The 20,256-nt window shown below is 61.7% G+C and carries 13 protein-coding genes; 4 read left to right on the top strand and 9 right to left on the bottom strand.

Annotated elements, in window-relative coordinates:
* Positions 1-58 precede the first annotated feature (58 nt).
* Together VSP_RS38385 and VSP_RS31565 are read left to right on the top strand one after the other, a co-directional pair.
* The gene (locus VSP_RS38385) at positions 59-1,459 is read left to right on the top strand and encodes an efflux RND transporter periplasmic adaptor subunit (RefSeq protein WP_009965768.1); all 1,401 of its coding nucleotides are present in this window, start codon (positions 59-61) and stop codon (positions 1,457-1,459) included.
* 226 nt (positions 1,460-1,685) lie between these two features.
* Positions 1,686-2,006 (top strand): DUF4844 domain-containing protein, encoded by a 321-nt coding sequence (locus tag VSP_RS31565; RefSeq protein WP_009965767.1) that lies wholly within the window; start codon positions 1,686-1,688, stop codon positions 2,004-2,006.
* A 682-nt stretch (positions 2,007-2,688) separates the two neighbouring features.
* Here VSP_RS31565 and VSP_RS31560 read toward each other — a convergent pair.
* The 4 genes from VSP_RS31560 to VSP_RS31540 all read right to left on the bottom strand — a co-directional run bounded on the left by VSP_RS31560 (position 2,689) and on the right by VSP_RS31540 (position 8,091).
* Positions 2,689-4,050 carry an alkaline phosphatase family protein gene (locus VSP_RS31560; protein WP_009965766.1) on the bottom strand — a complete coding sequence of 454 codons (1,362 nt, stop codon included), beginning with the start codon at positions 4,048-4,050 and terminating at the stop codon, positions 2,689-2,691.
* A gap of 268 nt (positions 4,051-4,318) precedes the next feature.
* Positions 4,319-4,981 (bottom strand): response regulator transcription factor, encoded by a 663-nt coding sequence (locus tag VSP_RS31555; RefSeq protein WP_009965765.1) that lies wholly within the window; start codon positions 4,979-4,981, stop codon positions 4,319-4,321.
* On the bottom strand, positions 4,978-7,053 hold the full coding sequence (locus VSP_RS31550) for a discoidin domain-containing protein (protein ID WP_081452842.1): 2,076 nt from the start codon (positions 7,051-7,053) through the stop codon (positions 4,978-4,980). The genes VSP_RS31555 and VSP_RS31550 overlap by 4 nt, the downstream gene beginning before the upstream one ends.
* A 333-nt stretch (positions 7,054-7,386) precedes the next feature.
* Complete coding sequence (locus VSP_RS31540; RefSeq protein WP_009965762.1) at positions 7,387-8,091, bottom strand: hypothetical protein; 705 nt, start codon at positions 8,089-8,091, stop codon at positions 7,387-7,389.
* Between the two features lie 282 nt (positions 8,092-8,373).
* Between VSP_RS31540 and VSP_RS38380 the strand changes: the two genes are divergently transcribed.
* Complete coding sequence (locus VSP_RS38380; protein WP_081452841.1) at positions 8,374-8,694, top strand: transposase; 321 nt, start codon at positions 8,374-8,376, stop codon at positions 8,692-8,694.
* A 664-nt stretch (positions 8,695-9,358) separates the two neighbouring features.
* Here VSP_RS38380 and VSP_RS41645 read toward each other — a convergent pair.
* Entirely contained in the window at positions 9,359-10,402 is a 1,044-nt protein-coding gene (locus tag VSP_RS41645; RefSeq protein ID WP_075089646.1) for a serine/threonine-protein kinase, read from the bottom strand.
* Positions 10,402-10,866 carry a hypothetical protein gene (locus VSP_RS31525; protein ID WP_009965758.1) on the bottom strand — a complete coding sequence of 155 codons (465 nt, stop codon included), beginning with the start codon at positions 10,864-10,866 and terminating at the stop codon, positions 10,402-10,404. Before VSP_RS31525 ends, VSP_RS41645 begins: the two co-directional genes overlap by 1 nt.
* A 947-nt stretch (positions 10,867-11,813) precedes the next feature.
* Here VSP_RS31525 and VSP_RS31510 point away from each other — a divergent pair.
* Positions 11,814-14,468, top strand: a complete 2,655-nt coding sequence (locus VSP_RS31510) for an ATP-binding protein (RefSeq protein WP_009965754.1) — start codon at positions 11,814-11,816, stop codon at positions 14,466-14,468.
* Positions 14,469-14,514: 46 nt separating this feature from the next.
* Here the strand turns inward: VSP_RS31510 and VSP_RS40390 are convergent, their stop codons facing one another.
* From VSP_RS40390 to VSP_RS38370, 3 genes are all read right to left on the bottom strand, one after another.
* On the bottom strand, positions 14,515-18,012 hold the full coding sequence (locus VSP_RS40390) for a DUF1553 domain-containing protein (protein WP_009965753.1): 3,498 nt from the start codon (positions 18,010-18,012) through the stop codon (positions 14,515-14,517).
* Positions 18,013-18,149: 137 nt separating this feature from the next.
* Entirely contained in the window at positions 18,150-19,241 is a 1,092-nt protein-coding gene (locus tag VSP_RS31500) for a ComEC/Rec2 family competence protein (protein WP_009965752.1), read from the bottom strand.
* A gap of 245 nt (positions 19,242-19,486) precedes the next feature.
* A complete protein-coding gene (locus VSP_RS38370; RefSeq protein ID WP_198141273.1) occupies positions 19,487-20,149 on the bottom strand; it encodes a c-type cytochrome in 663 nt (220 codons plus the stop codon).
* Positions 20,150-20,256 lie beyond the last annotated feature (107 nt).

Raw genomic sequence — 20,256 nt, 5'->3', positions numbered from 1 at the left:
GTTGAGCGCCGCCGTCATCCACCGCTTACCACTTTACCTCTTACTCCTTACCGAAACCATGGCCACCGACTCCACCCCCATCGTCAAGCCGCAGGATACTGAAACACCCCCGTGGGATGCGAAGCGAAACAAATCCAAGAAGGGACGTTTTCGAAAGTTCCTCATGTGGGTCTTCATCCTCGCGATGGTTGGCCTGGTGGGTTATGGGTTGAAGCCCAAGCCGATCGAGGTGGAGCTGGGTGAGGTGGGCAAGGGGCCGCTGACCGTGAACGTGGTGGAGGAGGGCAAGACCCGCATCCGCAACCGCTACGTCATCTCGGCACCTGTGGCCGGGCAGATGCGTCGTGTGCCTTTCAAGGCGGGGGACGTCATTGAGGCCAACAAGACGGTGATCACGACCATTGCACCAGTGACCACCCCGCTGCTGGATCCTCGTGCCAAGGCTCAGGCGGAGGCGCGCTTGCAGGGGGCAGATGCCAGTCGGGATCGCGCCAAGCAGTCCCTGGAAATGGCCCGCACCGCCGACAAGTTTGCCCAGGCCAACTGGGAACGGAACAAAGGGCTGGCCAAGACGGGCAGCATCTCCGTGACGGATCGGGACAACGCCGAGCGGGATGCCGACATGCGGGCACGGGAGGTGCGTGCGGCGGAGTTTGCCCAGAAGGTGGCAGAGTATGAGTGGCAGCAGGCCAAGGCGGCGCTGCTTCAGATCGAGTCCCCGGTGGGGACGGATGGGGTGCCCGGTGCCGAGGTTGAACTGCGGGCTCCGGTGTCCGGACGAGTGCTGAAGGTGCAGCAGGAGAGCGCCATGGTGGTAACTCCTGGAGTCGCGATCATGGAGATTGGTGATCCCTCAGACATCGAGATCGAGGCGGAGATCCTCTCGCGTGATGCCGTGGCGATCAAGCCGGGCGCGGACGTGCTCATCGAGCAATGGGGTGGCGATGCGCCATTGAAGGGGCGCGTTCGCCTCGTGGAGCCCGCTGCCTTCACCAAGGTGTCCGCCCTGGGGGTCGAGGAACAACGCGTGTATGTGCTGAGTGATCTGGTGGATCCGCCCAAGGAAGCCGCGGCGCTGGGCGACCGCTACCGGGTGGAGGTGCGTGTGGCCGTATGGCAGCAGCCGGACGTGACGCTCATCCCCGCAGGGGCCTTGTTCCGCGAGGGGAACGCGTGGAAGACCTTTGTGTATGATACTGGCAGTCATGGCTCAGGCAGCGGTGGCAATGAGGCCCATAGCAGCGGAAACGGCACGATGGACCGGCTCAAGTCCGCGGTGGGAGACAAGGTGAAGAATGGCGTGAGCGCCAAGGCGAAGAAGATCGATGTCAACGCAGGTCGTACCGACGGCCGCCAGACGCAGGTGTTGGGCGGGATCGAGGTGGGAACCAAAGTGCTGCTGCATCCGCCGGACATCGTGAAGGACGGCGTGGCGGTGATCGCGCGTGGGGAGGGGTGACGGGAGCGGGGAGACGCTTTTTGAGACAGGATTGACAAGATTTTTTAAGATTAACAGGATGGGGTCTACAGGTCTTTTCTTATGATAGATGATTGGCGTGGGAGGTTTGGCGTGGTCTCATCTCGACGGGTGCGTTGGTAGAGGGCGCGGGGGATGCGGATGGGGCTCATCGGGCGGGCTCCATAGTTTTTGTTTTCAGCGCTACGGAGTCGCGCTATGCATTCGCATGCCACTCTCCTACTCCTCTGCCACCCTCGCCGACCTGCATATGCTGATTGAGCAGGTGAAGTTCAACGAAGAGGAGTACTACGCCGGTGCCCCTACGGAGGAGATCCGGGAAGACTGTGAGCGGATGGTGAACACGTTCATTCAGGCGGTCGTCATGGCCCTGAAGCGTGGGGCGGAAGTGGAGGACATCTTTCACCTGGCCCAGAAGCTGACCATCGCCTTTGAAGACGAGGAGACCGAAGAGGCCGAGCGGGCAGATGAATACATCGCGGAGGTGATGACCACCCTGGAGATTGAGGATTGGGAGGACAACGTGTGAGGGGGAGGTGAATACCGAACCCGGAGGGTTCACCATGAATAGCCACGGGTTGGGCGAGTCCAGCGAGCCAAACCCGTGGAAAGCGTCAATGCCGCGCTACCGCGGAGCGGTAGGCCTTGGGCGGGTGGTTCCTCCGTGAGACGTTTGATCGCGCTGACGGCCTACCGCTCCGCGGTAGAAATTGCGTTTGCTCGTATTCCATGGGTTGCACTCGCTCCGCTCGTTTCACCCATGGCTATGCATGGTGAACCCTTCGGGTTCGAGGACCCAGGGTGTGTTGGTGGAGTGATCCGATCTCGGGTTTGGATCGGGCAACATAGGACATTGAGATTGGAGGCGGTATATGCGTCCTGACATCGACTGATTTACATCACCTGATCCCGCTTGCGGGATTGTGGAGTGCGTGCGTGAAGCGCCGCTTTCGTGGATCGGGGTAGTTTAATCGAACCCGAGGCGATGAACAGGGGGTGTCGTGGAGAGATCGAGGTGCCCAGCAAAGGTTCGTCATGCTGAGGTGTCATCTGCCGTCACACACGTTTACTCAGCAGGCAAAAGCGGCGCTTCACGCACGCACTCCACAGCGGCTGCGCCGCCAGGTGGAGAATACGCTACTTTGTCTGATAGCTATTCAGCCACCGGTGCGGCTCGATAAATCCACTTGGGCCCGGCGTGTGGTAGGGCTCTACTTCCCGCTCTCCAAAATCTCCTCCAGCACGCGCCCTTCCACATTGGGGATCTGAAGCTTCAGCAGCTTGGCGATGGTGGGGGCGACGTCGAGGTTGGCCATGCGGGGGAGGACGACGCCGGGTTTGATGCCGGGGCCGGAGGCGATGAAGATGCCGTCGAGCTCGGGATCGCTGGCGAGGTAGCCGTGGGTGCCGGCGTAGTTCTCGGTGGGACCGGTGGTCACATCCCCGGCGGCGCTGTTGTTGAAGGCATAGCCCGCTTTGGGATAGAGGATGAGGTCGCCGACGCCCTGGTTCTCCTCGGGAGTGGGCATGCCCAGGGTGGGGCCGTCGGTTCCCTCGATGACCTTGTCGATGCCCTCGGCCTGGCTGAAGAGTTCCTTGAGCTTGGGCAGGAACTCGGCCCGGCGGGCGGGATCGGTGACATAAACAAAGGCCATGCCGCCCTGGGGGACGGCGGCCGCTTCGCACTGGCGGATGTTGGGGCCGAGGGCTCGCACCAGGCCGGCCTGCTTGAGGATGACGTTGGGGTACACGTACTTCTGCACCTTCTTGAACCCGTGGTCGGTGGCGATGAAAAAGGTGGTGCGGTCCTTCATGCCGGCCTTTTCCACTGCTGCCACGACGTCACCGATGAGACGGTCTGCGTAAGCGAGCGCGGTGTAGCTGGGCCAGCTCTGCGGACCGTAACGGTGGTGGTTCGCATCTGTGTTCAGCGTGTGATACATCAGGAAGTTCGGCTTGTGCTCGGTGAGCATGTGAATGGCGGCCTGGGTCCAGGTGGAGTCGCGCCAGGCGATGTTCTTGCCTTGGGGGCCTTTGTGAAACCACGTGACCTGCTCGGGCGTGAGGAGGCCCTTGGCGATCATTTCTTTCTCAATGGGGCCTTCGGCGTTGGGGAGTTCAGGGAAACTCCACGTGATGGTGGGGGCGCGCGTCACCGCGACCCAATCGGCTTCCGCCGTCGTGAGATTGGCGGCATGCGCCAGATCATAGAGCGTGGGGGCAAACACGAGCTTGTCCTTGTCCACCCATTGTTCAATCACCGGCGGCTTGTCCACACCCTGACGGACCAGCAGACCGTTGAAAAGCACGCCATGCTTCCGGGGAGAAACGCCGGTGACCAGCGTGGTGTGATTGATCCAGGTGATGGAGGGATTGGAAACGGTCATCGCCTCCGTGCTGGCACCTTCAGCGGCCAGCTTGCGCAGATTCGGGATTGGCAGCGAGGGATCCTTCCACATGTAAGCCGGGAAGCCGTCCACGCTGATGAGCACGACACTGCGGTCCTTGGGCTCCAGCGCAGGGGCGAGGAGCGGGAGGCTGAGGCTGAGACAAAGGGCGAGCGTGAGGCGCATTCTGGTAAGAGGTAAGTGGTGAGAGGTAGAATACGGATGACGTGAGGGAAAATTACGTCAGGGGTGGGAGGGGATTGGGGTTTAACCACAGAGGCACAGAGAACACAGAGGAATGAGACTGAGGTTTAGACAGAATTAACAGAATTTACGGAATTAGAGTTCAGCTTCTGAATGACCGTGTGTTCACGATCCTGTCCGCAGCTCGAACCTGAATTTTGTTAATTCCGTTAATTCTGTCTAAAAAATCATTCCTCTGTGTTCTCTGTGGCTAAATCAGTCTTTCCTTCAATGCCTTCGCCACCGCCCCAGTCCGGGTGTTGACCTCGAGTTTTTCATAGATCCTTCTCAGGTAGGTATCCACGGTGTGGACGCTGAGGGTGAGGCGGTCGGCGATCTCTTTTTTGATGAGGCCTTTGACCATGAGGTCGAGGATTTCTTTTTCCCGGGCACTGAGGCCGTAGTCGTGGGTCTTGGGCGCGAGCTTGGAGAACATCTCCAGCACGCGGCGGGCGATGCGGGGATTCATGGGCGAGCCACCCGCAAGGGCTTCGCGGATCGCGGAAACAATGGCATCGGCTCCGGCGGTTTTCAGGAGGTAGCCGGCGGCACCGGCACAGATGGCATCGAAGATCTTCTCGTCGTCTTCAAACACGGTGAGGATGATGACGAGGGTGTCGGGGCTGCGCTCGCGAAAAAGACGGATGCCCTGCAGACCGCTCATGCCGGGCAGGCCGACATCGAGGAGGATCACGTCGGGCCGGGTGAAGCGGGTCATGCCCTCGAGGGCGGTCTCGCAGGAGTCGAAGTCATGGGCGCAGGAGAGGTCCGGCTCGCTCTGCACCACGCGGGCGAGGGTGCGGCGGAAGGAGGCGTGGTCTTCCACGATCCAGATGATCCTGGGGGCGGAGCTGTCGGCGGGCGAGTCCGTCATGGGCGGGAGGGGGAAGGGGATGAAAGAGGAACGGTGAGGGTGACGCGGGAGCCGGTGACACCGGGATGCGAGGAAATAGACACCTCCCCATGGAGGGCGGCGGCGCGATGCCGGAGGTTGGCCATGCCGCTGCCGCTGGATGCAACGGCGGGATCGAAGCCGCGGCCGTTGTCCTCAATGAGGAGCTGGAAGCGGTCCTGGTTCCAGGTCACCTCCAGATGCACGGCGGTGGCATGGGCGTGGCGTACGACATTGTGCACGGCCTCCTTGAAGAAGAGGAAAACGTGGCGGTGAAAGTCCAGCGAGGCCGCGAGGCGGGGCGCATGGTCCGGAACATGAAGATCCCACGCGTAGCCCTGGAGCTGGGTGGTGGCGCTGTCCCGGAGCGCCTGCATGAGACGGTCCAGCGTGGGCTCACCCCCCTCTCTCACCAGCCAGACGATGCCGCGCATGGACTCGGCCGCCTGGCGGGACATGCGGTGGATTTCGTCCAGCGTGGCATGAGCCTCCTCCGGGGACTCGCGCAGGGCGAGCTCGCTGGCCAGGGAGATGCTGCCGAGGTGGCTGCCCACCTCATCATGGAGGTCGCGGGCAATGCGCTGCCGCAGGGCTTCCATCTCCCGCAGCCGGGCCCGCCGGCTGCGCATCGAGGAAACAATGACCAGTCCCACGACTGCCGCCGCCAGAGCCGCCCCCCACCAGGTGGCATGGCGCTGGGCGATGGCGAGCGCGAGGGCGGTGCGGGCTTTCAAGTCCTCCTGCTCGCCTTCCAGCTCCCGTCGCTGGGAGAGCTGTTGCAACCAGACCGGCCAGTCCACCAGGCGTCCGTTGGCCGCCAGGCCGTCCATGAGCCATTCCCGCTGCCAGAGTGGGGCAAAGACATCGTCGGAAGCGGTGACCTTTACTCCATCGGCCATGGCGATGTTGTGCCCTTCAGAGAACACCTGCATTTCCGAGAAGGCGATGACGTAGTCGTCACTGCGCGGCCAGAGTTGCGTGGCGGTCATGCGCACGTAGCGGGCCCGGTGTCCCTGCACGGGGAAGGGCACCGGGTTGTCGCCCGGATTGGGGAAGGGGGCGGTGACGGCACCAAAGAGGAGCTGCGGGTTCAGGAAATTTTCGTCATCGGAGGCCTCCAGCCGGAACCACTCGGGGAAGCCAAAGCCGGCCCGGTCCGGGAAGTCTGCCGGGTGGGTGGGGATGAAGCGGATCTCATCGAGCGGTCGGATGCCGCCGAGATCCATCTGCACCCAGCTCTGGCGGTTCGGGGTCTTGTGAATGGCGGAATGCCAGCCATTGGTGGCCTGTGCTCCCGGCAGGACCGGCAGGCCCAGGGCGCTGATCCCGTCCACCAGATTGGTCTTGCTCCAGGTGGGGGCGGTGTCGCTGGACTTGGAGGAGGTGACGGGGCAGCGCGCCGAGACGACCGCCCCATGCGAAAAGACCAGGAGCTCACCCAGACAGAAATAGTGGCGGGGGGCGGTGCCGGAAGTGATGCGGGTGGCGGTGAAGCGGACGTAGCGCCCCTTCTGCCCCTCTGCGGGCAGATAGACAGGGGCCATGGCCTGATGGTAGTCCTGGCCGGTGTGGTCAAAGAGCGTGGTGGACTCCGCGAACTCGGAATCGCGTGAGAGGTCCACGCGGAAGCGGGCGGGGAAACCGTAGGCGGTGGAGCCGCCGAGAAAGGCGGGGATCACCACCACCGCGTCGAGAGGCATCTCGCGCCCGAGATCCACCTGCACCCAGCGCACGCTATCGGCGTCCGCCGCCCAGCCACTGTGGTAACCGGCCCGCTCATGAGACTGGGGGTTGGGCAGGGCTGGCAACTGAGCCAGGCGCGCATCCAGTGCCTGTGACTCCTGCTCCAGGGTCCGGAGAGGTGCGTGAAACCATGACCAGACGGAGGCTGCCCGGAGCGGGCTGGCCAGCGCAGGCAGCGTCGCGACCGCGATGAAAACGGCCCAACACCGCCACCGTGCCCACGCCAGAGGGCGATGGCAGAGGGAGACGGGAGCGCCGGACATTTCCCGGCTGCCTCCCGCTGGATGGGTGTCGCATGGACTCGGGAGCATCACAGAGTGGAAGTCAGGGCATCCATTCTGGCGCAGGCAGAAGTCTCAGGCGAGTGTTTTAAGTCGCAATCCCGGGGGCTTCAGCTTCACGAGCATCCCCAGAAGGGGCCGGGCCATGATCAGGGAGGCGTCTTTCAGGCCGTTGGGGACATCCAGAGCCCGGATTCATAGCCGCCGGGCTCGTGCCGATGCGTCACTGGAAGGTGCGCTTTGGCATCAGGAGCCAGTTTGATCATGAAGGTTCGCGGAAATGGGCTGTTTTCTCTTTTATCGCCAGTCCAGCCCATCTGCCTCTTGACTGGCATGGGGCCGCTTCCCGTCTGTGTCTGCGCTCTACCGTGGCCGGCTCACCCAGCGCTGCACGGATGTCCGCGGGCGTGAGGTTCGCATCGCCGACGCCGAACGCCCCGCGGCCTGGGACCGGCAGGGGCTGATGATGGAGCTCGAATAAGCGTAGCAGCTTGGTGCGGTGTAGTAGATCACCACCGGCCGCCGCACCGAGGAATAGTAGTACGAAGACGCCCGGTAGGCGCTGCGCCGGGCGTAGTACCGGCTGCTGTAGTCACTGTAGTTGGGGACGTAGTAGCCGCTGCTGTATCCGGCCGCCGCCAGGACCTGCCGCTCCAGACCCGCGACGCTGGACGATTGATCCGGATAGACCGGCATCCGGGACAGGTGGTCAGCCGCCGCAATCTGCGCCTGGCGTGCCTCCTCAGCCTCCTGCTTCCGGGCCTGCTCCTCTTGTTCCTTCCGCTGCGCCCGCTCCGCCTCGGCAAAAGCCGTGGCCCGGTCCTCATCGTAGTGGAACCGCTGTTGCAGCGCCTCGGGAAGCTGGTGCATCTTCACCTTCTTCACCCCATCGTCATGCATGAGGGTGACCGTATCCGGAGTGAAGTTCAACACCTTGCAGTTGTGAAAGGTCTCGCCACGCGAGGTGGTCACCTTGAGCAACTGCACCGCAAAATCGTCTGCGGCCACAGCAAAAGGTGCAATGGTGCACAGTGCACCAAAGATGAGGCCCAGGGGGGAGGGTTTCATGGTCGCAACGAACCAAACAAACCCCGGTTGGTCAAGGGAGAAGGTGAATGGGAGTGGGTGAGAGTTTTACCTCAGCCGTTCAAGATCACTGTGGTACGGCAGCTAAGGTCGGGCAAGTCGGCCCTTCGCTCTGTGGGGATCGCTGGCGAGTCCAGATTTTTGAGTTGCCTTGCTGGCGCGGTGGTTTGCAACCCGTTGGGCAATGACACCTTCTTCCGGGGCATCCGTGAGCATGGCATGCAGACGGATTAGCCATTCCGCAGTTGATGGTGGAACTGGCAGATACGCAGGGCTCATCCCACTGCGCCCATCACCTTGATCCTGGACAACGCCCGCTACCAGCGTTGCCAGGAAGTGGCCGCCCATGCGGCGGCCCAAGACATTGAACTGCTCTACCTGCCAGCCTACAGCCCCAATCTCAACCTCATCGAAAGGCTTTGGAAGCTCACCAAGAAGAAGTGCTTGTGCAACCGGCAGTACCCAACGTTCCGGGACTTTCGCCTCGCCGTTGACGAATGTCTCCAACGCATGGCCACCGACTACCTAGCCGAACTCAAAAGCCTCCTGACACGCAGTATAACTACCAGCGTGGAGGCAGCATAATGCAGCCGTGCGAATGCCATTCACGCCTCTCAGTGCCGGAGGTGGCACCTCAAAGAGATTGCTGGGTGGCTGAGGGGGGGCGTAGTGACCAATACCCCTGATGAGTGATAGGATATTCCACCCTGGAGGGGCGGCAGCGAAGTCTTGTTTTTCCAGACATCCTTTTGCCCTTGGACTTCGAGTTTGGCACCACGAGACCAGCCAGGCGGTAGCCTTGCGGTATCAGGTGGCAATCCATGCACAAAAGGGCTCAACAACTCCGAAGTGGCCAGTGCCTTGCAGTTGTGAAAGGTTTCGCCACGCGCGGTGGTTACCTTCGTCAACTGCCCCATAGAAACCGTCTTGCTTATGTACTGCGGAATTGGGTTCTCGTGGATTTTGGTCAGGGTGCCAAGTTACAGTTCCACACATCGGGACAACGCATACGATGTTTTCAGAAAAAGCAATTGCAATTTAATAATTTTATAGTACTGTTCAAATGATGCGTATCAATTCTGGCCATTGTGAATACTGTGGCAATATGCACATTTCATCCGCAATGAGGCGCTCTCCCCATTGCTCAGATTGCAGTTGTCAACGTGTGAAATGTGCAAAAGCTTATTTTGAGAGCAAGGGTGCATCAATTCTCGACGCCAAATATCTAATTCCTACAGGTAGGCAAATCTCAAAACTGGGCAAAAAAGGCCGATAGCTGTTGGTGGGCATCTTTGGGAGCGAGTCGTCCGTTCGATCCTACACCACTTATTTTCCTGCGGAGGATTCCAGCGCCTTCCCGATGCGCAGTCCACTCGTGTTCATTCGCGCTGTGCACTGTCAGCTCCACAATTGCGGTCCGACCATTTTTCTCATCGCACTCCCACTGGGTGGAATCGGTAGCAAGCGTGCATCGCCAATCTCGAGACACTCGGATCCGAGCCAACTTTTGTTGAAAATCATGAGCGGATTGAATTCTTGTTGCTGGATTATCTCGCAAACAATCGCAGACAAATTTCCGCCACTCTTTAGAGATATGCGGCAACCAAGGCAGTGACCCTGCAAATTTTCCAAGTGGAATGAGGGCCGCTGGATTGGCGGCACCAAAATGCCGCTGATAAAAATCGTGGCCATGGAGCAGCCTATAAGTTGTCATTCCCATTGCCCATACGTCCGTGCGGACGCTAGTCACGCCATCATGATAAACTTCAGGTGCAAGATGGTCCAAATATCCTGCCGCGCTCGCATATCCTAGCACGAGGTCATCTGTCACAAGTCCAAAGTCCCCTAGTTTACAAGCACTTCCTTTGCAAAGAATGTTTGCAGGCTTTATATCCCTATGCAACAACCCCAAATTATGAATATGCTCTAAACCTGCGGCCACTTGAGTCATAATTGTGCGGGTGCGCATCACACTCAAAGGGCCCGCCTCATATTCCGTAAGCAACGAGCCACCTTCGCAAAATTCCACTACCATATGAGCCGCCCCTGAACTGGTCTCTGTGACAACCGAGTGAACTTTAACTACATTTGTGTGGGCGGCGGCACTCAAATGCTGGGCTTCCTGAAGAAGGTGTGAGTTGCGGGCAATGAATGCGGCCTGTGTTTCACCCGCGGCTTGCTTTAGCCTTTTTACTGCCACTAGTCCATGAGCAGGTTCATTGCCCTCAAGCACTTCGCCAAAGTGTCCTGATCCCAGAATAGGTCCCAGCTGGAGGTCGCTCTCGAATGGCATTATGCGAAATGGTTGATGACAGCAAAGGCGGCTTCACGCATTCCCTTCTGGATGGAATCGAGTGATCGCTCCTGCCACCATTTGTCATCACCAAGATACTCGTCCACCTTTCTTTCGCCAAAGTTCTTACTAACCTGAGACTTGTTGGTCAGCTTAACATTTTCGCAGGCGGCGGCGGCGGCGGCGAGCGCGACCCCCCTCAATTCGGCTGAGTAAAGGTGCGACATTCGCATGCCCGATCTGCTGAGGGCGCTTTCTTTTACACCCACGCAGCTGACGTGTCGGTGTCTGAGATATTCGTTGATTTGATCCCTAATGTAGCAGTACGCACTAGGACGAGAGCCGGCTTGGAGATTGAATGTTGTCTGATCTTCGAAAGTAAATGACTTGTCATCTTCCAAAACCAAGACAACAAGTTTGACGGAATTTCCTCCAATGGTCATCCCTGCTAGTTTTTGAGGCATACCTTTTTCGATGAAAAATTGGCCGGACGCTTGCTGAGAAGCGTGCAGAATAGATTTGTGCTACACCCTGTCACAGGGTGCCTATTAGTCAACAGTGGTTTGATGCTGGAACCGAACGTTAGCTGTTTGTGCGGGGGGGGCCATGCGGAAAGATGAAATACACCATTCTCCACCCAAATCATTGCCTGAACTCTACGCGGCCAAGCGTCAAGGCGATCGTGCGGAACGTATAATTTAAGGGGGGATTTGGAAGCCTGCCAGTATGCATTTCTCATATGCTATGGTTTGACAGCCAAGGATCCCTGTTGTGCAACAGCAGGCGGCCGCCTCGCTGAAAAGGTGTCCCACTGAAAGTTCGCCTCCCCACGCCTGCCACCCAGAGTTTGAAGCTTCAGCTTTGCCTGTGTACACTGTGTTGCTGCTTAAGTCTGGTACATGGCCCGGTTTTCGTCTTGGCAATCAAACACTAACACACTACTGGGCCCGGCCCTGCTTCCCACATGAGCGGCATTTGCTGCCCACCCAGGGTGTCTTTATGCCGCCTTGCAGCACGGTGGCGCGTTTTTGACAGTGCGGGCAAACCAGGTGCCGGTTTGCCAACCTGGTAGTCGCCAATGCGGGCAGCAAGGCGAGAAATATGCCGTAACTGGATCGACCCATGAAAAAGGAGGCGATCATGATCGAGGCAAAGGCACCGGCTCCGTAGATGAGGATGGCTTTTTGGTGGAGTCGCATGATCTTCGAGTTTCTGCCCAGTGGCGCTTCGCGGGAGACAGAAGGCTTGAAGCCAAAAGACGAAAGACCGGAGCTCAGGCATGGCACGGGAGGCGGCGGCCAGCGGCGAGAGTCCCCTGAGGGTGCCTGGAGCCGTCACTTTTCACTTTTTACTCTCAACTTTTCACTGTGAATCATTGAGAAGCGCGGGGCCTGTCCCACATTGCGCGGTCATGACCGTAGCGCCTACCGGCACCATCACCTTTTTGTTCAGCGACATTGAGGGCAGCACGAAGAAGTGGGATCAGCACCCTGACGCGATGCAGGTGGCGCTGGGCAAGCACGACCGGATGCTGCGCGAGATCTTTGCCGCGTGCTCCGGCTATGTTTTCAAGACCATCGGCGATGCCTTTTGCGTGGCGTTCGACACGGCGCAATGGGCCCTGGCGGCGGCGCTGGAGTGCCAGCGGGCGCTGCGGGATGCCGACTGGCGGGAGGTGGGGGGACTGCGCGTGCGCATGGCCCTGCACACTGGGGCTGCCGAGCACCGGGATGGGGACTACTTCGGCCAGGCGCTGAACCGCACGGCCCGCATTCTCTCTGCTGCCCATGGTGGGCAGGTGCTGGTGTCCCTGCCGACGGAGGAGCTGCTGCGCGATCACATCCCGCAGGGCGTGAGCCTCCGCCATCTGGGGGAGCATCGCTTGCGCGATCTGGCCCGGCCGGAGCAGCTGTACCAGCTCGTGGCTGCGGACCTGCCTTCGGAGTTCGGGGGGCTGCGGTCGCTGGAGAGCGTCGCCAACAATCTGCCCATCCAGCTCAGCACTTTCATCGGGCGCGAGCGTGAGATGGCGGAGGTGAAGCGCGCGCTGGGCACCACCCGCCTGCTTACGCTCACCGGGATGGGTGGAACGGGGAAGACGCGCCTCTCCCTCCAGGTGGCGGCGGACGTGCTGGACCACTACCCGGATGGCGTCTGGCTCGTGGAGTTCGCCACCATTGATGATGACAGTCTCGTGCTGGAGACCGTCGCGGCGGCGCTGAATCTGCGCCAGGAGGCGGAGCGCCCCCTCACGAGCACGCTCACCCAGTTTCTGCGGGACCGGCATCTGCTGCTGATCCTCGACAACTGCGAGCACGTGGTCGCCGCCTGTGCCCGATTGTCTGAGGTGCTGCTTCGCGCCTGCCCCCGCCTCAGCATCCTCGCCAGCAGCCGGGAGGCCATGAGCATCGCGGGGGAAACGGCGTGGCCTGTGCCGCCGATGTCCCTCCCTGACGACTGGCGGGAGATCAGCACCGCGCCGGGGGCGCTGGAGCGTCTGGGCGGCCATGAGGCGGTGCGCCTCTTTGCCGAACGGGCCCGCATGGTGCGCCCGGCCTTCCATCTGAATGCCGAGACCGCCCCGCTCGTGGCGCAGATCTGCTGGCGGCTGGATGGCATTCCGCTCGCCATTGAGCTGGCCGCCTCCCGCATCCGCGTGCTCACCCTGCAGCAGATCGTGGACCGGCTGGACGACCGCTTTCACCTGCTGACGACGGGGAGCCGCAATGCCGTGCCCCGCCAGCAGACGCTGCGACTGCTCATCGACTGGAGTCACGATCTCCTCAGCGATCCCGAGCGCCGTCTTTTCCGCCGGCTCTCCGTCTTTGCCCGGGGCCGCACGCTGGAGGCGATCGAGGCCATCTGCTCCGGAGCGGGCGTGGAGGAGTTTGAGATCATCGACCTGCTGACCCAGCTCGTGGACAAGTCCCTGGTCTATGTGGAGAAGCATCCCCGGCATGGCGCACGTTATTTCATCCTGGAGTCCATCTGGGACTATGCGAATGAGAAGCTGGCTGACGCCGGCGAGGCGGAGGCCTTTCGCATCCGCCATCTGGATTATTTCCTAAACTTCGCCATCCAGGCCGCTCCCAAAATCCGTGGTCATGGCCAGGGGGAATGGCTGGAGACCGTGGGGCAGGAGGAGTTCAACATCCGGTTTGCGGTGGAGGCGGCGCTGGAGCTGCCAGGGCAGGCACCGAAAGGATTGCAGATGCTTGCAGCGACCCAGCGGTATGTGGAGGTTCGAGGTCTGTTCAAGGAGACGGGCGACAGCTTTGCGCGCCTGTTTTCGCATTCCGACACCGCGCTGCGGGATGAGAGGCGGGCCGCAGCCCTGGCTGCGGCCGGGCGTCTGGCCTGGGTGGCGGATGACCTCCCTGCCTGTCGCCGATATCAGGAGGAGGCCCTCTCCATTTACCGGGAGCTTGGCCTGCCCGCCGGCATCGCCCGGGCTCTGGCGGATCTGGGTTACCTTGCGTTTGATCAGGGTGAGATGACCCATGCCAGCGCCCTCGTGGAGGAGGCGGCGGCTTGGGCGGCTCCGCTCGGGGATCGTCGGCTCACGGCCCATGTGCAGCATGTCCAGGCCGTCTTCGCGGCCGCCGCCGGCGATTTCCGCCTCGCTTATGATCTGGATGCGCGGAACCTCGCGATGTATCGGGAGGAGGGTGACACCTGGCAGGCCATCATCATGGCCTGGGCCGTGGGAGCGAACGCCGCCGCCCTGGGGGAGTTCAAGGTGGCACATGAGCACCTGCGGGAGTGTCTGCAGGTGGGCATTGAGCTGGGGAACCGCTGGGGGGCCTCGTATCCGCTGGATGCCTTTGCCGTGCTGGCCGTGGCCGAGAAGAAGTACACCCGCGCCGCCCGTCTCATGGGGGCGGCAGAGGCCCAGCGTCTGCGCAGCGGTCTGGTGCCCCAGGCGGCAGACCACCCTGCGTTGAGAGCTGTGCTGACGGCTGCCGGAGGGGACTTTCAAGGGCCCGCCGTCGATGCCGCCCGGCGGGAGGGCGGCTCGCTCAGCCTGGAGGCTGCGACCGCGTATGCCGTCAGTGATGAGGAGTGATTCCGCTTCGCCCGGCTTCCGTTCTGTGTCTCCCGCACCACGCCGGCTAATGATTGAACACAAACTCCGCGGAGTTCAGCAGGGCCCACAGCACATCTTCCACCGCCGCCTTGCGTGCGTCTCCCGCCGCCGCAGCGGCGATCACCTGCACTGCCACTGCCTTTTCCTCCGGCTGGGGCAGGCGTGAGAACGTGGCCAGGTAGAGCTCATCCACCACGGATTCAGGAGCCAACGTGCCCGCTGCCAGACGGCCGGCGCGCCCGGTCGCATCCACGAGCCGGGCCTGCAGCCGGGTGCTGTTCATGAGGTGCAGGGCTTGAACCACACTGGGCCTGGCATCGCGTTCGCACGGGCATTCGGCGCTGGCATTGGGGCGGCCAAAGGCGTCCATGAACTCGCTTTGCAGTTTGTGGTTCCAGGTCTGTTTGGCGAGTGTTCCTGCCGGGGTGCTGGTGAAGGTCTCGCTGGTCTGGGTCACATCCGAAACGGCGTCCAGCAGCACCTCCGCAGGCAGGCGCTTGCGGTAGGCCCGGGAGTAGTTTCTGGTATCCGCCAGGTTCGTCTCATTGGGCAGGCTGCTGAGCTGGTACACCTGGGAACGCATGATCGTGCGCATCAGGTGCTTGAGATCGAACTTGTGGGCGACGAAATCCCGGGCCAGCCAGTCCAGGAGCGGGCCGTTGCTCGGCGGGTTGGACGCCCGGAAGTCGTCCACCGGCTCCACAATGCCGCGGCCCATGAGCACCTGCCACACCCGGTTCACCGTGGCGCGGGCGAAGAGCGGATTCTCCGGCCGCACCATCCAGTCTACCAGCACGGTACGCGGGTCCTGGTTCGCGGGTATCGCCACCTGCTCCGCAGCAGGTGCCTTGGGCTTGAGCGGCTCATTGGTCACTGGGTGGGGGATGTTCGCCTCACCCGGGGCGAACCACCAGTACTCCGGCTCCCCGCTGATGGGGGCGGAGATGCCCTGTCCCTTGCGCTTCATCTGGGTGAAGAACGCCGCGAGCTGGTAATAGTCGCTCTGGTTCCAGCGCTCGCTGGGATGCTGGTGGCACTTCGCGCACTCCAGGCGCACCCCCAGGAAGATCTGGCCGACGAACGCGGCGGCATCGATGGGCTCGCGCTTGTCCCTGAGAAAGGCCACCCGCCCATCCTGATGGCTGCTGCCCTGGGCGGTGAGCAGTTCGCGGACAAACTGGTCCCAGGGCTTGTTGTCGCGGAACGACTGCCGGATCCACGTGTCCATCAGCAGCACCGGCTTCACGCCCACACGGGATGGGTTGGGGCGAATGAGATCGCCCCACTTTACGGCCCAGTGATCGGCCCATTCCGGGCGTTGCAGGATCTGGTCGATCCATTTCTCCCGTTTTTGAGGATCTGAACTGGCGAGGAAGGCCCTGGTTTCCTCCACCGTGGGCAGCAGGCCGGCACCATCCAGGGAGACGCGGCGGATGAATTCCGCATCGGTGCAGGTTTCACTGGGCAGATGGCCCAGTTGTTTGAGCCGGGCATAGACCAGCCGGTCAATCTCGTTGTTCTCCGGCAGGCCCGCGTATCGCTCTGCGGGCAGGACCTTCTCGGAAGGGATCGCCGCTTTTGAGATGCCCACATGGCCCATGTAGCGCGCCACCACCACGGCCTCCCCGCTATAGGGTGTGGCCTGCACATGCCCGTGCTCATCCACGGTCACCACTCCGGCGTCATTGGAGGCATACTCCGTCAGCGCGGTGACGTCGCGGCTGGTGCCGTCGCTGTAGCGAGCCGTCACCTTCAGATTCAGGCTCTCGTTCTTCTGGTAAGTCTTGTCGGGAGGATCCACATCGATGCCTGTCAGCTTGGGCTGATTGGGCACCTCATAGGGCATGCCCTGCCGGATCCAGCTGGCGACCGTCTTGTAGAACTCTGAAGTTTCTTCGAACCGCTGCCCGCCCTCATGGGCCACGCTGCCGGTGGCCTTCCGCAGGAGCAGGCTCTCCCCGGCCAGGGCCGGGAACACACGTCGGCCCCGGGTGTCCTGCACCACCTCCGCCCAGTCTGAACGGGGATCAAAGGAGAACACCGAAAGCTTGAAGCCCGCCTGGCCTGAGGCCTTGGCATGACAGCTGCCCATGCTGCAGCCCGCCTTGCCGAAGATGGGCAGAATGTCCTGTGTGAAGCTCAGGGGCTGCCCGTGCTGCTTTTCTGGCGCCGGTGTCGCCGTTGTTTCCTCAAGGCGGGCCAACTTTCCATCGGGTGCCCAGGCGATGATGCTGCCGTCGCCTCCCCCGGCATACACCGTCATGCCATCGGCGGTTGCGGTCACGGCCTGCAGGTTTGTGCCTGCAACGGCCAGCTTGGTCTCCTTGGCGGAATTGGCCTGGGACTGGGCGCCCTCGTGCGCCTTGAGCTCGGTGAACACCCGGGGCAGACCCTCGTCATTGATGGAAATCAGGCGCTGGCCGTCTGCGCTCCACTGCAGGCCCGTGATGGGAGTGTTGGCGCGGCTCAGCTGCACGAGCTGCTCCTTGGTCTTCACATCCCACACCTTGAGTTCCTTGTCGGCACTTCCGGTGGCCAGCCAGCTGGCGTCCTTGTTGAATGCCACGCCCATGACCGCGCCGGTATGCCCCTCGAACTTGCCCAGCGGCTTATGGCTGGCGGTGTCCCACACGCGGGCCACGTTGTCCGCCCCGCCCGTGGCGAAGAGCCGGCCATCCTGAGACAGGGTCATTGCGACGATGTTGTCCGTATGGGCCTCCCAGGTGGCTTCGGGCTTGTCGGTGCCCAGTTTCCAGTGGTGCAAAACACCCCGTTGAGCAGTGGCCCCGTCGGCAACCAGCAGGGTGGCCTGGTCCGGCAGGAAGGCCAGGGCCGAAACGCGACCTTGCAGCGGGGCTGTCCAGGAGGCCAGTTCCGTTCCGTCGGCAGGGTTCCAGATCTTTACCAGCCGGTAGCCGCCTGCGGCCAGCTTGGAGCCATCGGGGCTCCAGGCCAGGGATTGCACCACGTCGCGATGTCCCTTGAGCGTGGCGACGACGGGCCGGCTGGGCTGGGTCACATCATGAATGCGCACCTCGTTTCCATTGGCAGCGGCGAGCCTTGTTCCTGCGGGATTGAGGCTGAGAGCCACCACGGGCAGCTTTCCGGGCGGGAGATCGCCCAGTTTGTCCGCATCGGCTGGCTCTCCGAAGGCTGCCAGCGCCTTGTCATCCCAATGAGCGCCCGCATCCACCCAGGCCTTGAGCAGGGCAATCTGTTTTTCTGGAAGCTGCTTCTTGGGCGGCATGTGCGCATCGCCCTCCGCCGTCAGTGCGTGAATGAGCGCACTTTCAGCTCCCTTGCCGGGCACCAGGGAGGCTCCCTGATCACCGCCGTGAAGGGCAGCCTCACGCGTTTCCAGGGAGAGACCACCCTTCTGCTTGGACGTGCTGTGGCAGCTGATGCAGTGCGTTTTGAGCAAGCCCATGACCTCCGCAGGCTTTGGCGGCATGGGGGCCGCGGCAAAGACCTGGGGAGCACTCAGAAGGGCGAGACCGAAAAAGAGGCCAGAAGAGACACGCATGGGGCAGCGGTCAATACGGCCTCTCTCTGCTGCGTCTTGCCATTCATGATACTAAACTGACGCCGGTTGCCGCGATAACTGAAGGGGGCGTGCAGTATTGAGTTACATTTGTATCATACTGCGTCACATTTCGCGCTTCAGGACTTCTTTGCTGAGAAAGGGTAGGTCTGGCTGTGCTTCGTCGCCGGTACCTGAATGGTGAAGGTGCCCTTGGCGGCATCCACGCTGCACTTGATGAAATTGGCCACGCACCCCTCGGCAAGGTCACCCTGGTTGGCGATGAGATTCTTCACGGTGTTGTTGGCTGCGCCATCATCCCGCACGTTTTCATGCATCTGGTACATGGCTTTGATGGAGGGCGTACTCTTGAGGGCCTCCATCGCGCTGGGGCTCGTGCCTTTGCGCGGTCCGTTGTTCATGACCGACACCGTAGGTGAGAGCGATTGAATGAGGATCGGATTGTTGCTGGAGTCCAGTCCATGGTGGTTCACTTGGTACAGGTCCACCGTGCCCGCCACATTGTGCGGGGCCACCAGCTTCTCCTCCAGATTCCAGGTCAGGTCGCCCCCATCAAAGAAGCGGAACCCGCCATGCTCCAGGATCAGGACCACGCTGTTGGCGTTGTCCGAGGTGTCCACCGGCTTCTGGGGCACACTGCCCGCCAGTGGGTTGGTCACCTTGGCCTGCTCGGCGGTGGGAGGGATGAACTTCTGGTTGGCCCCCAGGCAACGGAGTGTTGTGGAGGCTCCGGTGCCTTCCTTCGCAGGCTGGAGCGGAACGAGGTCGCCTGCTGCAAGGGTTACCCGCCTGCCTACTGAGGCGGCGCGATAGGGACGGCTGGCCAGAGCCCAGCGGGTGTCATTGGGCTTGTTGTCCGGGCTGACATCTGCCTCTGGGATCCCTTTGTCATAGAGGGCCTTGATGGGAAGCAGCGCGGCCAGCTCCGCCATCCCGCCGAAGTGATCCACATGGAAGTGGGTGATCACGACATGATCGATCTGCTTCAGCCCTGCTTCCTGCGTGGCTACCTTGTGAATGCGGGCGGCATCCCGGCCTCCGGGATTGCCCGTGTCCACCAGCACGGATTCGCCCTCCGGAGTCACGATCAACGTGGAACCCCCGCCCTCGGAGTCGATCCAGTAGATGTCCAGGGTTCGGGCGTGGACACCGCTGGCGTGCAGCATGCTGACGGCCAGGGTGAGCGAGGCAAGTCGGGAGAGGAGCTTCATGGAGAAAGAGGAACGGTGGACCAGGGCGGGATTCTTCCATTGGCTTGCAGGGCGAAGGCATGGTCGCACTCACAAGTCGAACGGGCGGGCGCTTCAGCCCCATTGCCCCTGGCCAGCCGTTGTAGAAAACTTCCGGCCGGGTGTTGGCTGCGACGCGGCAACAGCCAGATGGCCATCTCAACCACCTGAGCCTGCGCCAAACGGGTCCCTTATTTTCAGGCTATTCTGCGTGAGACCATGGCATCCTAATCCTCGCCAAAGCCGCCTGACTTCGCTGGAGGAGCCGCGGGGGTTTGCAGGGTGAGGAGATAGGCTACCAGAGATTGCAACAGCGCTTCATCGTCCACGTAGCTGGAGGACAGGATCATCTTCTTGCCATACTCATCACCGATCTCCGCTCCCCGCAGCCCCCGCTGGAACTTGCGCAACTGAGCCGTCAGATACCAGTCTGGCAGACTCACCAGGGGAGGGCTGCGGAAGACGAGTTCACCCTCGCCATTGTACCGATGGCACTCCATGCAGCGTTCCTCATACAACTCCCTGCCCCGTGCCAGATCCACATTGGGATTGGCGGGGGGTGGTGTCACTCGGGGGAGCTGGGTCACGTGGGCGGCCACCTCGGGAATCTGCTGGGCGGTCAGAGCCTTGGAGATGGCCCGCATCATCTGGCCTTCGCTGTCAGACGCGTGCACGCCTCGCCGGTCGAGTTGGAAATTCTGCAACTGAGCCACCACGTACCAGTCTGGCAATCCGGCGATGGGAGGGGCTTTGATCGTTGCATTGCCTTCCCCTTTGGTGCCATGGCAGTGCACGCACAGGTTTTGAAACAAAATGGACCCTTGGGCCGGAGGCGTGGCCACGGGAGGCTTTCCCCAACTTGGGGCTCCGCTGGTGAGCAACATCAACATGGCTAAGCCCCAAAGGCGCATGGCAAAGGCTACTTCACAACATCGCCCAGAGTTTGTCAAAAGTGCCGGGAATCTTGTGGTGGGTCTTTCCAGAATGGAAGACGCCA

Source organism: Verrucomicrobium spinosum DSM 4136 = JCM 18804, assembly GCF_000172155.1.
Taxonomy (GTDB): Bacteria; Verrucomicrobiota; Verrucomicrobiia; order Verrucomicrobiales; family Verrucomicrobiaceae; genus Verrucomicrobium; species Verrucomicrobium spinosum.
Note: the sequence above shows the minus strand (reverse complement) of the source record. Positions and strands in the feature narration are given on the sequence as shown.

What these genes read in the sequence shown, in the direction of transcription:
- VSP_RS38385 (WP_009965768.1), top strand. Translation starts at nt 59, where the DNA reads ATGGCCACCGACTCCACCCCCATCGTCAAGCCGCAGGATACTGAAACA.
- VSP_RS31565 (WP_009965767.1), top strand. Translation starts at nt 1,686, where the DNA reads ATGCCACTCTCCTACTCCTCTGCCACCCTCGCCGACCTGCATATGCTG.
- VSP_RS31560 (WP_009965766.1), bottom strand. Translation starts at nt 4,050, where the DNA reads ATGCGCCTCACGCTCGCCCTTTGTCTCAGCCTCAGCCTCCCGCTCCTC.
- VSP_RS31555 (WP_009965765.1), bottom strand. Translation starts at nt 4,981, where the DNA reads ATGACGGACTCGCCCGCCGACAGCTCCGCCCCCAGGATCATCTGGATC.
- VSP_RS31550 (WP_081452842.1), bottom strand. Translation starts at nt 7,053, where the DNA reads ATGCTCCCGAGTCCATGCGACACCCATCCAGCGGGAGGCAGCCGGGAA.
- VSP_RS31540 (WP_009965762.1), bottom strand. Translation starts at nt 8,091, where the DNA reads ATGAAACCCTCCCCCCTGGGCCTCATCTTTGGTGCACTGTGCACCATT.
- VSP_RS41645 (WP_075089646.1), bottom strand. Translation starts at nt 10,402, where the DNA reads ATGCCATTCGAGAGCGACCTCCAGCTGGGACCTATTCTGGGATCAGGA.
- VSP_RS31525 (WP_009965758.1), bottom strand. Translation starts at nt 10,866, where the DNA reads ATGCCTCAAAAACTAGCAGGGATGACCATTGGAGGAAATTCCGTCAAA.
- VSP_RS31510 (WP_009965754.1), top strand. Translation starts at nt 11,814, where the DNA reads ATGACCGTAGCGCCTACCGGCACCATCACCTTTTTGTTCAGCGACATT.
- VSP_RS40390 (WP_009965753.1), bottom strand. Translation starts at nt 18,012, where the DNA reads ATGCGTGTCTCTTCTGGCCTCTTTTTCGGTCTCGCCCTTCTGAGTGCT.
- VSP_RS31500 (WP_009965752.1), bottom strand. Translation starts at nt 19,241, where the DNA reads ATGAAGCTCCTCTCCCGACTTGCCTCGCTCACCCTGGCCGTCAGCATG.
- VSP_RS38370 (WP_198141273.1), bottom strand. Translation starts at nt 20,149, where the DNA reads ATGTTGATGTTGCTCACCAGCGGAGCCCCAAGTTGGGGAAAGCCTCCC.